Raw genomic sequence first — 14,599 nt, 5'->3', positions numbered from 1 at the left:
CCGGTGCTGCCGGGCCAGCTTGCCGACCTCGTCCATGTCGATGCGGTAGTCCTCCTTGGACACCTCGTACGCGGCGACGTTGTAGAGCAGGCCGGAGAAGTTGATCCGCATGCCGTGGGTCAGGTGCCCGCCGTGGGCCAGGGACAGGCCCAGGATCGTGTCGCCCGGCTTGATCAGCGCCTGCATCGCGGCGGCGTTCGCGCTGGCGCCGGAGTGCGGCTGGACGTTGGCAAAACCCGCCCCGAACAGGGCCTTGACCCGTTCGATGGCCAGCTTCTCGATGACGTCGACGTTCTCGCAGCCGCCGTAGTACCGCCGTCCGGGGTAGCCCTCGGCGTACTTGTTGGTCAGCACGCTGCCCTGGGCCTGCATGGACGCGATCGGGGCGAAGTTCTCCGAGGCGATCATCTCCAGCGTCTGCTGCTGGCGCTGCACCTCCTTGGCCACGTACTCGGCGACCTCGGGGTCGGCGATCTCCAGCGGGGCGTTCAGGCCCGGCCAGGGATGGGGGTTGCCCTCGGTGGGGCTGACCGACGCGGTCGCGGTCGGTCCCAGATCGGTCGTCGTCATGCTCATGTCTCCCTACCAGTCGCGCCCGGGGGGTGGGCGCTGTCCGGGCGGGCGAGCCCGCCGTTGCCGCCCCTCCACCGTATCGGCTGGGGCGCTTGTCCCAAGAATCGGTAATGACGGGGTCGGCCATGGGCGCCGGACGACGGAAAGCCTCCGGTGAAATGCCCCCGGCGCCGCAAGATCGTCGTGTTTCGACCGCGGTTATTGGGTAACGATGCGATGACGTACTGGTGCGGTGAGTGAACTGGGGTTTACGGTTCCGCACGTCGCGGTGGGCAGCGGTGTCACGGAGCCGGGCGCCGGTGCGTCCCACCCGCCGCATCGCCGCGACCTCGCCGTGTTGCCGAGCACAACTGGAGGAACGCCAGCGTGAAACGTCATCTGTGGGTCGGAGCCGGCCTGGCCGGCGTCCTGGTGCTCGGGCTGACGGCCTGCGCCAGCTCGAGCCGGGACGCCGGCACCACGGCTGCGGCCGGAACGAGTACCCAGTCTTCCGGGTCGGCCGGCGAAGGCTCGGGCGGGCAACCGGCCGATCCCGACGGGCAGCTCGTCTTCGGCGCGGCCGGCGCCCCGAGCATGTTCGACCCGCTGTACGCGACCGACGGCGAGACCTTCCGGGTGGCCCGCCAGATCAACGAGGGCCTGATCCGGTTCAAGCCGGGCACCGCCGACCCGGAACCGGCCCTGGCGACCGATTGGGAGCAGAGCACCGACGGCAAGACCTGGACGTTCACGATCCGGGACGGCGTGACGTTCCACGACGGCACCCCCGTGGACGCCGCCGCCGTGTGTTTCAACCTCGACCGGATGTACAACCAGACCGGTGCCGGCGCCACCCAGGCCCAGTACTGGTCGGACGTGATGGGCGGGTTCAAGGGCCAGGTCGGCGACGACGGGCAGCCCGTTCCGTCCGTCTACTCCAGCTGCACCGCCGAGGGCAACAAGGCGGTCATCGCGCTGACCACCTCGACCTCGAAGTTCCCCGGCGTCATGGGTCTGCCGTCCTACTCGATCCAGTCGCCGACCGCGCTCAAGCAGTACGACGCGGACAACGTGGTGGCCCAGGGCGACTCGTTCGTCTACCCGGCCTACGCCACGGAGCATCCGACCGGCGCCGGCCCGTACAAGTTCCAGGCCTACGACAAGGCCAACAACACCGTGACCCTCGTCCGCAACGACGACTACTACGGCGAGAAGGCCAAGACCAAGACCCTGATCTTCAAGATCATCCCGGACGAGACCGCCCGCAAGCAGGAGCTGCAGGCCGGCACCATCGACGGGTACGACTTCCCGAGCCCGGCGGACTGGGACGGGCTCACCAGCGCCGGCTTCAACGTCGAGGTCCGGCCCGCGTTCAATGTGATGTACCTCGGCATGACCCAGGGCACCAACCCCGCCCTGGCCGACCTGAAGGTGCGGCAGGCCATCGCCTACGCGCTCAACCGCGAGCAGTTCGTCCAGTCCCAGCTGCCCGACGGCGCCAAGGTCGCGGACATCTTCTACCCGGACACGGTCGACGGCTGGACCGACGACGTGACGAAGTACCCGTACGACCCGGACAAGGCCAAGCAGCTGCTGGCCGAGGCCGGCCAGTCGAACCTGACGGTCAACTTCTGGTGGCCGACCGAGGTCAGCCGGCCCTACATGCCCGACCCCAAGAGCGTGTTCACCGCGTTCAAGGCGGATCTGGAGGCGGTCGGCATCACCGTCAACGAGATCTCCAAGCCGTGGAACGGCGGGTATCTCGACGGTGTCGAGGCGCATGACGCCGACCTGTTCCTGCTCGGCTGGACCGGTGACTACAACACGCCGGACAACTTCATCGGCACGTTCTTCACCCGGACCGACAACCGGTTCAACACCGGCACCCAGCCCTGGGGCGCCACCCTGTCGGAGGCGCTCAAGCAGGCCGACGCGATCCCGGATCCGGACCAGCGCAACGCGGCGTACGTCAAGATCAATCAGGATCTGATGGGCACCTACCTGCCGGCCGTGCCGATCTCGCACTCGCCCCCGGCCATCGTGGTCGCCGGCAACGTCGAAGGTCTGGTGGCCAGCCCGCTGACCGACGAGCGGTTCAGCACGGTCTACAAGACCAGCTGACCCGGAGGTTCCGCGGCCCGCGGGATCCGGCAAAGATGCCGGATCCCGCGGGTCGCGCCATTCTTGACGCCATCGGCGATCGCGCGTCCCCCGCCCGCTCGCCGCACCGGAGGGGCCGATGCTCAGGTACACGGTTCGCCGGCTGCTGCAGCTGGTGCTGGTGTTGTTCGTGCTGTCCATCCTGCTGTTCTTCTGGCTGCGCAGCCTGCCCGGCGGCCCGGTCTCCGCACTGCTGGGCGATCGGGCCACCCCGGAGAAGCGGGCCGAACTGGAGAAGGTCCTGGGCCTGGACCAGCCGGTCATCGTGCAGTACTTCAAGTATCTGGGCCGGGTGCTGACCGGCGATTTCGGCCAGTCCACCGGAGTCTCGCCCGGGACCGACGTCATGGACGTCTTCTTCACCCGATTCGGCGCCACCATCGAGCTGGCCGTCGGCGCCATCGTGCTGGCCCTGCTGTTCGGCATCCCGTTGGGCTACTTCGCGGCCCGGCGCAAGGGCGGGTTCCTGGACACCGGGCTGATCATCACCTCGCTGATCGGCATCGCCGTCCCGGTGTTCTTCCTCGCCTTCCTGCTCAAGTTCGTGTTCGCGGTGAAACTCGGCGTGCTGCCGCCCTCGGGCCGGCAGACGGCCGGCATCGGCGCCACCCGGGTCACCGGCCTGTTCATCCTGGACGGGGTGCTGACCCGGGAGTGGGACGCGTCCTGGGACGCGACGAGACACCTGATCCTGCCGTGGATCGCGCTGGCCACCATCCCGTTCGCGGTCATCTTCCGGATCACCCGGGCCTCGGTGCTGGAGGTGCAGGGCGAGGACTTCGTCCGCACCGCCGAGGCCAAGGGGCTGACCAACGGCACCATCCGCAGCCGGCACGTGCTGCGCAACGCGATGCTCCCGGTCATCACGGTGACCGGGTTGCAGACCGGGGCGCTGCTGGTCGGCGCCGTGCTCACCGAGAAGGTCTTCGCCTACCCGGGTCTGGGCGAGGCGCTGGCCATCGGCTTCACCAAGAAGGACTACCCGGTGATGCAGGTCGTCATCATCGCCGCGGCCGCGGTGTTCGTCATCATCAACACCCTCGTCGACCTGGCCTACGCGCTGGTCGACCCGAGAATCCGGACGCGCTGATGGTCACCACCTACCGCCGGGCGCGCGAGCAGCGCATCGACTCGCTGGTCACCGGCGACGACAAGGGCCTGTCCCTGTGGGGGTCGGCCTGGCAGCGGCTGCGCGTCTCGCCGCTGTTCTGGGTCGGCGCCGTGATCGTCGGGCTGTTCCTGCTGCTGGCGATCTTCGGCCCGCTGTTCGCCCCGCACGACCCGGGCGCCCAGGTGCTGATCGGCCAGACCTCGCGGGCCCGCAACCAGATCGCCCCGCCGCAGTCGGGTTTCCCGCTCGGCGGGGACACCCTGGGCCGGGACCTGTTCTCCCGCATGCTGGTCGGCAGCCGGCAAACCCTGCTGGTCGGGGTGTTGGCCACCACGATCGGTCTGATCGGCGGGTTGATCCTGGGCATCACCGCCGGTGCGTTCGGTGGCTGGGTGGACACCGTCATCATGCGCATCGTCGACGTCATGCTCTCGATTCCCAGCCTGCTGCTGGCCATCTCGATCGCCGTGCTGTTCGCCAACCCCAGCCTGACCAGCGTGATCATCGCGGTGGCGATCGTGCAGATCCCGGTGTTCGCCCGGCTGCTGCGCGGGCAGATGCTGGCCCAGCGCGAGTCCGACCACGTGCTGGCCGCCCGGGCGCTCGGGGTCCGCCGGGGGGTCATCGTCTTCCGGCACATGGTGCCCAACTCGCTGTCCCCGGTGATCGTGCAGGCCACCCTGGTGATCGCCACCTCGATCATCGACGCCGCTGCGTTGTCGTTCCTGGGCCTGGGGTCGCAGGACGTGTCCGAATCCGAATGGGGACAGATGCTGGGCGAGGCGCAGAACGTCATCGATTCCCATCCCGGGCTGGCCTTCTGGCCGGCCATCGCCATCATCGTGGTCTGCCTGGGCTTCACCCTGCTGGGCGAATCCCTGCGCGAGGCGATTGATCCCAAGAGCCGGCGGTGACCGGATGAGCGAGGCATTGCTGACGGTCACCGATCTGGCCGTCACCTTCAACCGGCGGGGCGTGGCCCCAATGAAGGCGGTGGACGGGGTCAGCTTCTCGGTCGCGCCCGGGCAGACCGTCGGATTGGTCGGTGAGTCCGGCTGCGGCAAGTCGGTGACCTCGCTGGCGATCATGCGGTTGCTGCCGCGGCGTGGGAATACCGTCACCGGCCGGGTGGAGTTCGAGGGCACCGACCTGTTGGGCCTGTCCCTGAACGCCATGCGGGACCGGCGCGGCCGTGACCTGGCGATGATCTTCCAGGACCCGCTGTCCTCGCTGAACCCGGTCGTGCCCATCGGGATCCAGGTGTCCGAGGTGCTGGAGCGGCACCGTGGCATGAAACGCTCCGCGGCCATGGGCGAGGCCCGGGACCTGCTCGACTCGGTGGGCATCCCGGACCCGGGGCGGCGACTCAAGGAGTACCCGCACCAGCTCTCCGGCGGGATGCGGCAGCGCGCGCTGATCGCGATGGCGCTGGCCTGCCGGCCGCGGCTGCTGATCGCCGACGAGCCGACGACGGCCCTGGACGTGACGATCCAGGCCCAGATCCTGTCCCTGCTCAAGACGCTGGTGGTCGAGCACGGCACCGCGCTGATCATGATCACCCACGATCTGGGCGTCGTCGCGGGTCTGTGCGACGAGGTGAACGTGCTGTACGCGGGCCGGGTGGTCGAACGGGCCGACCGGCACGAGCTGTTCGCTGCGCCGCGGCATCCCTACACGCACGGCCTGCTGGAGTCGATCCCGCGGCTGGACGCCGGTCCGGGGGAGCGGCTGACGCCGATCGTCGGGTCGGTCGCCGACAACATCCCCTGGGTCGGCGGCTGCGCGTTCGCCCCGCGGTGCTCGCGGGAGATCGATCCGTGCCGGCAGGTCACCCCGGAGCTCGAGCCCGCCCCGCAGGCGGCCCCCGATCACCTGCAGCGGTGCCACCACCCGGTGCTGCCGGCCCCGGTCGGCGGGGCTGCCGATGAGGCACGGGGTGCTGTCGGTGGTGCCGGCGGGACCGCCGACGGGCTCGACCTGACCAAGGGGGCGTCATGACGACCGGGCCGGCGTGGGAGGACCCCATCGTGGTCAACCCGGACGAGGCGACCGCGCACGCGGCCGCCGAGGTCGCGACCGACCGGATGGAACACGGCGCGCACGAGTCCGAGCCGCTGCCCGACCGCCCCGCCGCGGAATTGTCGGCGGCCACCAAAGACGCCGAGATCCTGCTGGAGGTCAACGACATCAAGGTGCACTTCCCGATCCGGAAGGGGGTGCTGATCGACAAGGTGGTCGGCCACGTCTACGCCGTCGACGGCGTCTCGCTGGCCGTCAAGCGCGGTGAGACCTACGGGCTGGTCGGCGAATCGGGCTGCGGCAAGACCACCCTGGGCCGGGCCATCCTGCGGCTGACCGAGCCGACCGGCGGGTCCGTGCTCTTCGACGGGGTGAACGTCGCCGACCTCAAGCCCGAACCGCTGCGCCAGATCCGGCGGCGGATGCAGATGGTGTTCCAGGACCCGCTGTCCTCGCTGGACCCGCGCCAGTCCGTCCAGTCGATCCTGGAGGAGGGCATGCGCGCGCACGGCCTTCAGACCGGTGACGGGGCCGGGTCCAAGCGGCTGCGCGACCTGCTCTCCGCGGTCGGCCTGCCGACCTCGGCGCTGCGCAAGTTCCCGCACGAGTTCTCCGGTGGCCAGCGGCAGCGCATCGGCATCGCCCGGGCGCTGGCCGTCGATCCGGACCTGATCGTCGCCGATGAACCGGTCTCCGCGCTGGACGTCTCGGTGCAGGCCCAGGTGATCAACGTGCTGGAGGACCTGCAGGCGGACCTGGGCCTGACCTACGTGGTGATCGCGCACGACCTGGCCGTCGTCCGGCACATCTCCGACCGGGTCGGCGTCATGTACCTGGGCGCCCTGGTCGAGGAGGCCACGTCGACCGACCTGTACGCGAACCCGCTGCACCCGTACAGCCGGGCGTTGCTGTCCGCGGTGCCGGTGCCGGACCCCGTGGTCGAGGACAGCCGCGAACGGATCCTGCTCACCGGCGACCTGCCCTCGCCGGCCAATCCGCCGGCCGGCTGCCGCTTCCACACCCGCTGCCCCTGGCGGCAGCCGACCCGGTGCGACACGGAGCGCCCGGTGCTGACCGAGTTCTCGCCCGGACACCGGGTGGCCTGTCACTACGCGGCCCAGATCGCCGCGGGTGAGCTCGCTCCCCACCGGGTCTCGGAAACGGTCATCTGACCGGTTCGGGCGCGGACGGCATGAACCGCCGGCGCGGTGCGGGCCCGTCGGCCCGGTCGCCGCGACCCGGGTTGGCGGTCGCCCCGGGTCGCAGGCACCATGGGCGCCATGGTCGCCGCCGACGCCGATGCCGCTGCTCCCGCCCGCCCCCGCCGGTCGCCGGTGGCCGACCTGGGCAACGGCGCGGTGACGCTGACCAAGGCGCTGACCATCGTCGAATTCGTCGCCGAACGGGAGGGCGCCTCGGCCCGGGAGATCGCCGTCGGGGTCGGCATCCCGCTGTCCACCGCGTACCGGCTGGCCCACATCCTCGTCGGCGCCGGCTACCTGGTCCACCTCAAGGACGAGCGGCGGTTCGCCCTCGGCATCAAGCTGCGGATCCTGAGCCAGTCGGTGGATCGGCAGTTCGGGCTCAGCCCGGAGGTCCGGACCGAGGTGGGAATGCTGCACCGGCAGGTCGGTGCGGCCGCCTACTTCGCCCAGTACCGGGGCAGCGAGGTCGTCGTCGCGCACGTCGAGGACTCGCCGGAGTGTCCCCGGGTGGTCCCGCTGGACGTCGGCCTGCACGAGGCGACGCACGCCACCGCCTTCGGCAAGGTGCTGCTGGCCGGCATGCTGCCCGAGCAGCGGGACCAGTACCTCAACGAACACCCGATGCGCTCGCTCACCCCGGCCACGATGACCCGGCGGGCCGACCTGGAGAACGACCTGGCCACGGTCAACCGCACCGGGGTGGCCTGGGAGTACGAGGAATTCCTCCCCGACCTCATCTGTGTGGCCGCGGGCGTCCGCGGCGGCAATGGCATGATCGTCGGGTCGGTCGCCCTCTCCGGGTCGGCCGCTCGGATGCGCCGTAGCGCACCGGCCTGCGAGGAAGCCGTCCGGCGCAGTGCCGCACGGGTCAGCCGGTGCCTGCGCGCCTACTCGCAGCCGCGCACCTGAGCGGTCAACCCGCCCGGTCCATCCGATCGCGAGGCAGCAGGCCGTCCGGCCCGAAGACCAGGCGGGCGAATCGCGCGCCCATCTCGCGATAGATCGCGCCGTCCGGATGCAGCCCGTCGGGCAGCGGTGACCGTTCGGCGTCCGCCGCCCCGTACAGCTCCCGGCCGTCCAGGTAGTGGATCGGCTCCCCGGCCGCGGCCCGGACCTGCGCCACGTGCCGCACGTGCTCCCGGGAGGTGGCCAGGGTCAACGCGCCCAGCGCGACATCGGCCGGATCCCCGGCGGCGCGGTAGGTGAACGACCCGTCCGCGGCGATGTCCGGGGTCCCCGGTCCGGGCACGTCCTCGCTGCCCGGCCACAGGATGGCCGAGGCCAGCACCAGCGGGGTACGGGGGTGCCCCGCCCGGATGCGGTCGAGGAACCCGTGCAGGGCAGGCACGAAGGTCCGTCGATCCATGGCGCGCGCCCCGACCAGGTTGATGCCGACCTTGAGCGAGATCACGTCCGCCGGGGTGGCGGCGATCGCGTCGGCGACGAACGGGTCGAGCATGCACTGGCCGGCGAAACCGAGGTTGATCACCTCCAGGTTCGCCTCCCGGGCCGCGACCACCGGCCACGCCGAGGTCGGCTCGCCGGCCTCGACGCAGTGGCTGATCGAACTGCCGTGGTGCAACCAGACGGGCCGGTCGGTCGGGGCGGCGTCGACGGGGGCGTCGCCGGACAGGCCCAGCAGGTCCACCGTCACCGACTGCGGCAGCCAGATCTGCACCGTCTTATCGCCCGGCGGGAGCGGGCCGAGGTCGACCACCGAATCGGGCCGAACCCGTTCGGTGGTGGCCGATTCCGAGTCCAGGCCGATGGTGCGGACCCCGTCCAGCGGCGTCGGGGCGGTGGCCACGGGCGTGCCGTCGACGCAGGCGACGAAGCAGTTGGCCGGCAGCGGTTGGTCGGCCAGCCGGAACTGCGTGCAGCGCACCCGCAGGGCCAGCCGGGTGGCCGCGGTGCGGACGAGCAGCCGCACCCCGGCGGGCTGCTCGACCACCGCGCGCAGGAACTCCGCCGCGGGCGGGAAGTGGGTCCACCGGCGGGACGGCAGCCGGACCGGCCGCCAGGCCCCGTCGACGTCGAGAAGCTCCAGCTGACCGGCGATCCGGACCCGGGTCCCGTCGGCGAGCGGGACGACCTGGCCGATCGGCGACGCGGGAACGGTCACCGGTGGCCGCCGGTGGCCTGCCGGACGACGAAGTCCACGGTCTGCCCGATCACCAGGTCCCGGTGCGGCACCTGGGCCCAGCCGTGGTCCGCCCCATCGACCACGGTGAGCTCGGCCTGCTCGCCGTACACCTCGACGAACCGCTGGGCGTAGCTCACCGGGATGAAATCGGCCGTGCCGTGCAGGATCCGGACCGGCCCGGGATAGGCGGCGGCGCGGCCGTAGACGTCGTACCCGCATGCGTCGGCGATCATCGCCGGGCCCAACCGCATGCCGTAGAAGTCGAAGTAGCCGTCCCGCTCGATCCCGTCGACCGGCCTGCCCTGCAGCTGCCCGCCCCCGATCTCGTCGGCGAACGAGGCCGCGGCCGACCAGAGGGTCAGCGACCGGACGGGCAGCGGGCTGATCGGGGCGAGCCCGCTGGCGATGACGGCGCCCAGGCTCATCCCGACCAGGTGCAGGTTGGCGGAGTCGAGTTCGGCGACGTCGGCCAGCCGCCGCACCACCGCGACCGCCTGCCGAACGTCACCGGTGGCGGTGGTGTCGAAGAACTCCCCGTCGCTCTCGCCGTGCCCGGCCCGGTCGTAGGCCACGGTGGCGATGCCCCGCCCGGCCAGCTCCCGGGCCAGCCGGACGAAGGCGCCGGACACCTCGACCCGGTTGCCGCCGAAGCCGTGCAGCAGCAGGGCGGTGGGGAAGGGTCCGCCGGTGCCGGCCGGCAGGTAGGTGGTGCCGCGCAGGGTGAGCCCGTCGACGACGCAGTCGAACGGCACCTGGGTGATGGTCGGGATCGTGGTGGTCATGAGGTGTCCAAGTCGGTTCCGAGAGGGGCGGGCGGGTCAGACGGTGGTGCCGGCCACGGCGACGGCCGCCGGGTCCAACTCCTGCTCGTGGTCGAACTCGTTGCGGGCGTTGCGGCGGAAGCCCAGCCAGCCGATGGTCAGGCCGATCGCCGCGACCACGGCGACGGCCAGGTACAGCCCGCTGGGGTTCCACAGCAGCAGGGCCGGGGTGACGACGGCCAGACCGGCCGCGCAGAACCGGGCGATCGCGTAGACGGTGCCCTGGGCGGTGGCCCGCAGCATGACCGGGAACGACTCCTGGGTCCACACCTTCATGATCGTCTCGAAGCAGAACGCGCCGCCCACGACGCTCAGCAGGGTCGACCCGATGAGCGTGAGGAACGTGAAGCCGAAGGCCACCGGGATCAGGTTGGCCACGACCACCGTCACCGCACCGACGACGAAGTAGGGCATGCGCAGGGCGGTGTCGGCCACCCGCATGAACCACAGGCTGGCGAGGATGCTCAGCGGCAGCGCGACCAGCGAGACGGTGGAGAACTGCTGGATGTCCAGGTGGGCGACGTTGACCGCGACATAGGTGCCGAAGGTGCCCGCGACGCTGACCGCGACGGTGGTGAGGGAGTAGAACAGCACCAGCGTGACGAACGGGCGACGGTACGGCGGGTGCCACAGGTCGCGGATGTCGACCTTGTCGGCCCGGATCGTCGTGATGCCCTGCCGGCGCTCCGCCCGGGCCTGCAACCAGGACGCCGACTCGGGGATGGACAGCCGCAGCACCAGGGTGACCAGCGCGACGACCGCGAACATCGCGAACATGATCTGGCCGCCGAGCAGGCCCGAGCCGCCGAAGAAGATGCCGACCAGGACGGCGGCGGCGATGCCGCAGCCGCCGAGGATGTTGGAGAAGACGATGATCTTGCCTCGGTTGGTGTCGTTCGCGGACTCCGAGATCGTCGCCAGGGCCACCGGCAGATCGGCCCCGACGCCCAGGCCGAGCATGCCGATACCGGCCAGCAGCAGCGGGAAGCCCGTGCTCAGCACGGGCAGGCCGGCCCCGAGCACGATCAGCACCATGGTGCCCAGGAAGACCTTGCGCCGGCCGAGCCGATCGCCCAGCCGCCCGCCGAGCAGCGAGCCGACGGCCACCCCCAGGGTCAGCGCGGCGGTCAGCACGCCCACCTGGTCGGGCGTCAGGCCGATCGACATCTGGTAGAGCACCAGGGCGATGGTGACGCCGGTGAGCGCCGCCCCGTCCACGAAGGTGGCCATGCCACAGACGGTCCCGACCCACCAGGGGTTGGGACCGGAGCGGCTCACCGGCGTGCTGAGGCTGTTCGTCATGCGCGTGACTCCTTTGTACGGGAGACGGGTGTCTCCGGGCGACATGCTGGGCGGATGGCCGCCGGGGCGGCCGGGCGACACGACCGGCCCTGAGCGGCCGACCGGGTCGGCCGTGGAGCGGAAGGCGGTCGTGCGGGGTGCTGGTGCGGGCTCGGTGATGCGTGGTGGGCGGGTCGTCCCGGTCAGGCCGGGATGCGAGCCCGGGGGGCCCCGGCCAGGGCCTGGGCGAGAACGTCGATCGTGCGGTCGACCTCGGGCAGGTCGGCGCCGGGGAACCAGTTGAGGTGGCCGTGCAGCATGCCCCGGGCCAGGTACCGGGTGACCGGCACGCCGGCGTCCGCGAGCTGGCGGGCCAGCAGGTCGGAGGAGGGCCGCAGGTCGTCGATCTCGGCGCTGATCACCGCAGTGGGCGGTAACCCGGTCAGGTCCGCATGCCCGGGCCGGGCGTAGATCGGGGCCGGGGCCGGGCCCGTGTAGCGGAGGAAGTCGCCGCCGTCGAACGACTCCCGGTTGAGCAGGACGGCCGGGAGGCCGGCCAGCGCGCCGGCCAGGTCCGGGTCCGGAGCCGGCGACGGGTGGTGGAAGGCGCCATAGGCCAACAGCAGCCCGTCCGGCATCCGGTCGCCCCGGTCCCGCAGGCGCAGGGCCGTCGCGATGGCCAGGTTGGCGCCCGCGCTGGCCCCGCCGAGCAGCACCCGGGTCGGGCGGCCGGCTCGCCCGGTGCGGTCCAGCAGCCAGCGCCAGGCGGTGTCGACGTCATCGAGCGGGAGGGGGTACCGCACCTGGTCGGTGACCAGGCGGTAGTCGACCGAGACCACCAGGGCCCCGGTGCGGGCGGCCAGTTCGGCGCACACCCCGTGGGCCTCGCCCCAGTTCAGGGAGCCGCTGACGAATCCGCCGCCGTGCATCCAGACCAGCGCCGGGCGATCCCCGCCGGTGGGACCCGGCACCGAGTAGGTGCGCAGCGGTACCTCGCCCTGCGGTCCGGCGGCCGTCAGGTCGCGGATGCGGACCGCGGCCGGTGGCTGCCACGGTCCGGCGGGGGAGAGGAAGGCGGCCGGCACCGTCCCGGTCGGGCTGCCGGCCCCGTCGAACTCGGCCAGCCGGGCGCGAAAGAACGGGTCCAGATGGGGATACCCGCCCGTGGACGGCGACGGCGCCGGAAGGCTCGGGACGGTCATGGGGACTCCTGTCGGCGGCGCTCGGCGGCAGCTATAACGGTATAGGCACTGAACACCGCGCCCTGGGCGGTTGTCAAGGGGTTGCTATAAGGAAATAGCGGAGGTAAGGTCGCGAGCCGGCGTGGGAGGAGCGGATGTGGTCGACAACGGCATGCGCCCGCCCGGCCGGGTGACCCTGGCCGACGTGGCGGCGCGCGCCGGCGTCTCCCGCGGCGCGGTCTCCTTCGTGCTCAATGGGCGCACCGACCAGCGCATCTCGGCGGCGACCAGCGAACGCGTGCTCGCCGCCGCACGGGAGCTGGGGTACCGGCCGAACCTGACGGCGCGGGTGCTGCGCACGGGCACCTCCGGCACGGTGGCCCTGATCTCCGACTTCATCTCCAGCACCTCGACGGCCAACGCGATGATCCGGGGCGCGCTGCAGGAACTGCGCGGGCAGGGCCGCACCCTGTTCACGGTGGACACTCTGGGCGAGCCCGACATCGAGGAGCGGTTGGTGCACAACCTGCTCGACCGGCAGGTGGACGGGGTCCTCTACGCCGCCATGTTCACCCGGGTCGTCACGGTCCCGGACGCGTTGCGCGGGGCGCCGGTGGCGCTGCTCAACTGTCGGAGCGGGGACGACTTCGCCGCCCCGACCGTCCTGCCCGACGAGCGGGGTGCGGGCGCAGCCGCGGCGGCCGCACTGCTCGAGGCCGGCCACCGGGACGGCATCTATTTCGTCGGCGACCTGCCCCCCGGGATGACGGGCGGCGCCCAGTGGCACAGCTGGGCGCCGTTGGCCCTGCCGGAGCGGCTCGCCGGCCTCCGTGGCGAGCTGGCCCGGGCGTCGGTGGAGCTGGCCGGCACCGTCCCCATCGACACCGATTGGGAGCCGTCCCACGCCTACGACGCGGTGCACGGACTTCTGGCGAACCGAGTCCGGCCGCGGGCCCTGGTCTGCATCAACGACGCAGCGGCGTTCGGCGCCTACCAGGCCCTGGCCGACGCCGGACTTCGGATTCCCGAGGACGTCTCGGTCGTCGCCTTCGACGACAGCGACCTGGCCCGCTGGCTCCGGCCGGGGCTGTCGTCGGTCGCCCTGCCGCACGAAGAACTCGGTCGCGAGGCCGCCCGGATGCTCGCCGCCGGCACGCGGCAGACCCGTCGGATCCCGATGCCGCTGCACCGGCGGGCGTCCATCGGACCGCCGCGCCCGGGCGGACTACCGTCGGAGTCCTGAAACCCTGTCCGCCGGTCCGGCGCGGCGACCCCGTCCGCCGGCCGATCCGCCCCGAGGAACGGAGACAACGATGTCCGACGCCCCCGCCATCGACCCAAAGCGCACCGCGGTGGTGCTCATCGAGTACCAGAACGACTTCACCACCGAGGGCGGCACGCTGCACGGCGCCGTCAAGGACGTCATGGAGTCGACCGGGATGATGAAGAACACCGCCGACGTCGTCGACGCCGCCCGGGCCGCCGGTGCCACCGTGATCCACTCGCCGATCAGCTTCGCCGCCGGCTACGCGGAGATCTCGTCGACCCCGTACGGCATCCTGGCCGGGGTGGTCGAGTCCAACTCGTTCGTCAAGGACACCTGGGGTGCCGCGATCGTGGACGAGATGAGCCCGGCGGACGGCGATATCGTGATCGAGGGCAAGCGCGGCCTGGACGCGTTCGCCTCGACGAACCTGGACTTCATCCTGCGGTCCAAGGGCATCGACACCATCGCGCTGGCCGGCTTCCTGACCAACTGCTGCGTCGAGTCGACCATGCGGTCCGGCTACGAGCGCGGGTATCAGGTGTACACGCTCACCGACTGTGTCGCGGCCACCTCGCAGGACGAGCACGACAACGCGATCGCCAAGGACTACCCGATGTTCTCCCGCCCGGTCCGGGGCGCCGAGTTCGCCGAGGCATTGGCCGGCGGTGACGGCCCGGCCGACGCGAGCCGCGGGTACTGACGAGGTCCGGATTCGCCGGACCCGCGCGGACCCGGACCCGCGCGGACCCGCCGACCCGCGCGGACCCGCCTACCCGCGCGGATCAAAATACGCCGAATTTTACGGGTGGGTAGGGATTCGACCACTTAATACGAGCCCGCGTGGTTGATCCGCGCGGGG

Annotated in this window: 12 protein-coding genes and 1 pseudogene; 8 read left to right on the top strand and 5 right to left on the bottom strand. The window is 71.5% G+C overall.

Annotated features, from left to right (window positions below; genetic code table 11):
* Positions 1 to 570: pseudogene (locus tag ACOJUF_RS03000) on the bottom strand (serine hydroxymethyltransferase); the annotation flags it as partial.
* A 369-nt stretch (positions 571 to 939) separates the two neighbouring features.
* On the opposite strand from ACOJUF_RS03000, the gene ACOJUF_RS02995 reads away from it, so the two are divergent.
* From ACOJUF_RS02995 to ACOJUF_RS02970, 6 genes are all read left to right on the top strand, one after another.
* Positions 940 to 2,673 carry an ABC transporter substrate-binding protein gene (locus tag ACOJUF_RS02995; protein ID WP_420120382.1) on the top strand — a complete coding sequence of 578 codons (1,734 nt, stop codon included), beginning with the start codon at positions 940 to 942 and terminating at the stop codon, positions 2,671 to 2,673.
* Between the two features lie 118 nt (positions 2,674 to 2,791).
* Positions 2,792 to 3,802, top strand: a complete 1,011-nt coding sequence (locus ACOJUF_RS02990) for an ABC transporter permease (protein WP_420120381.1) — start codon at positions 2,792 to 2,794, stop codon at positions 3,800 to 3,802.
* Positions 3,802 to 4,737, top strand: a complete 936-nt coding sequence (locus ACOJUF_RS02985) for an ABC transporter permease (protein ID WP_420120380.1) — start codon at positions 3,802 to 3,804, stop codon at positions 4,735 to 4,737. Before ACOJUF_RS02990 ends, ACOJUF_RS02985 begins: the two co-directional genes overlap by 1 nt.
* Positions 4,738 to 4,741: 4 nt before the next feature.
* On the top strand, positions 4,742 to 5,821 hold the full coding sequence (locus ACOJUF_RS02980; RefSeq protein WP_420120379.1) for an ABC transporter ATP-binding protein: 1,080 nt from the start codon (positions 4,742 to 4,744) through the stop codon (positions 5,819 to 5,821).
* Positions 5,822 to 5,907: 86 nt separating this feature from the next.
* Positions 5,908 to 7,014, top strand: a complete 1,107-nt coding sequence (locus ACOJUF_RS02975) for an ABC transporter ATP-binding protein (RefSeq protein ID WP_420120383.1) — start codon at positions 5,908 to 5,910, stop codon at positions 7,012 to 7,014.
* A gap of 108 nt (positions 7,015 to 7,122) precedes the next feature.
* Positions 7,123 to 7,956 carry an IclR family transcriptional regulator gene (locus tag ACOJUF_RS02970; RefSeq protein WP_420120378.1) on the top strand — a complete coding sequence of 278 codons (834 nt, stop codon included), beginning with the start codon at positions 7,123 to 7,125 and terminating at the stop codon, positions 7,954 to 7,956.
* Between the two features lie 4 nt (positions 7,957 to 7,960).
* On the opposite strand, the gene ACOJUF_RS02965 is transcribed toward ACOJUF_RS02970, so the two are convergent.
* The 4 genes from ACOJUF_RS02965 to ACOJUF_RS02950 form a co-directional block, all read right to left on the bottom strand.
* A complete protein-coding gene (locus ACOJUF_RS02965) occupies positions 7,961 to 9,169 on the bottom strand; it encodes an SGNH/GDSL hydrolase family protein (protein ID WP_420120377.1) in 1,209 nt (402 codons plus the stop codon).
* Positions 9,166 to 9,972, bottom strand: a complete 807-nt coding sequence (locus ACOJUF_RS02960) for an alpha/beta hydrolase (protein ID WP_420120376.1) — start codon at positions 9,970 to 9,972, stop codon at positions 9,166 to 9,168. The genes ACOJUF_RS02965 and ACOJUF_RS02960 overlap by 4 nt, the downstream gene beginning before the upstream one ends.
* Before the next feature lie 36 nt (positions 9,973 to 10,008).
* Positions 10,009 to 11,313, bottom strand: coding sequence for an MFS transporter (locus tag ACOJUF_RS02955; protein ID WP_420120375.1), 1,305 nt, complete (start codon positions 11,311 to 11,313; stop codon positions 10,009 to 10,011).
* A gap of 182 nt (positions 11,314 to 11,495) precedes the next feature.
* Complete coding sequence (locus tag ACOJUF_RS02950; RefSeq protein WP_420120374.1) at positions 11,496 to 12,494, bottom strand: alpha/beta hydrolase; 999 nt, start codon at positions 12,492 to 12,494, stop codon at positions 11,496 to 11,498.
* Between the two features lie 121 nt (positions 12,495 to 12,615).
* On the opposite strand from ACOJUF_RS02950, the gene ACOJUF_RS02945 reads away from it, so the two are divergent.
* Together ACOJUF_RS02945 and ACOJUF_RS02940 are read left to right on the top strand one after the other, a co-directional pair.
* Positions 12,616 to 13,716 carry a LacI family DNA-binding transcriptional regulator gene (locus ACOJUF_RS02945; protein WP_420120373.1) on the top strand — a complete coding sequence of 367 codons (1,101 nt, stop codon included), beginning with the start codon at positions 12,616 to 12,618 and terminating at the stop codon, positions 13,714 to 13,716.
* A 70-nt stretch (positions 13,717 to 13,786) separates the two neighbouring features.
* A complete protein-coding gene (locus ACOJUF_RS02940; RefSeq protein ID WP_420120372.1) occupies positions 13,787 to 14,440 on the top strand; it encodes a cysteine hydrolase in 654 nt (217 codons plus the stop codon).
* Positions 14,441 to 14,599 lie beyond the last annotated feature (159 nt).

It is taken from the genome of Nakamurella sp. (assembly GCF_048594475.1).
GTDB lineage: Bacteria > Actinomycetota > Actinomycetes > Mycobacteriales > Nakamurellaceae > Nakamurella.
This window is presented reverse-complemented; position numbering and strand designations above follow the sequence as displayed.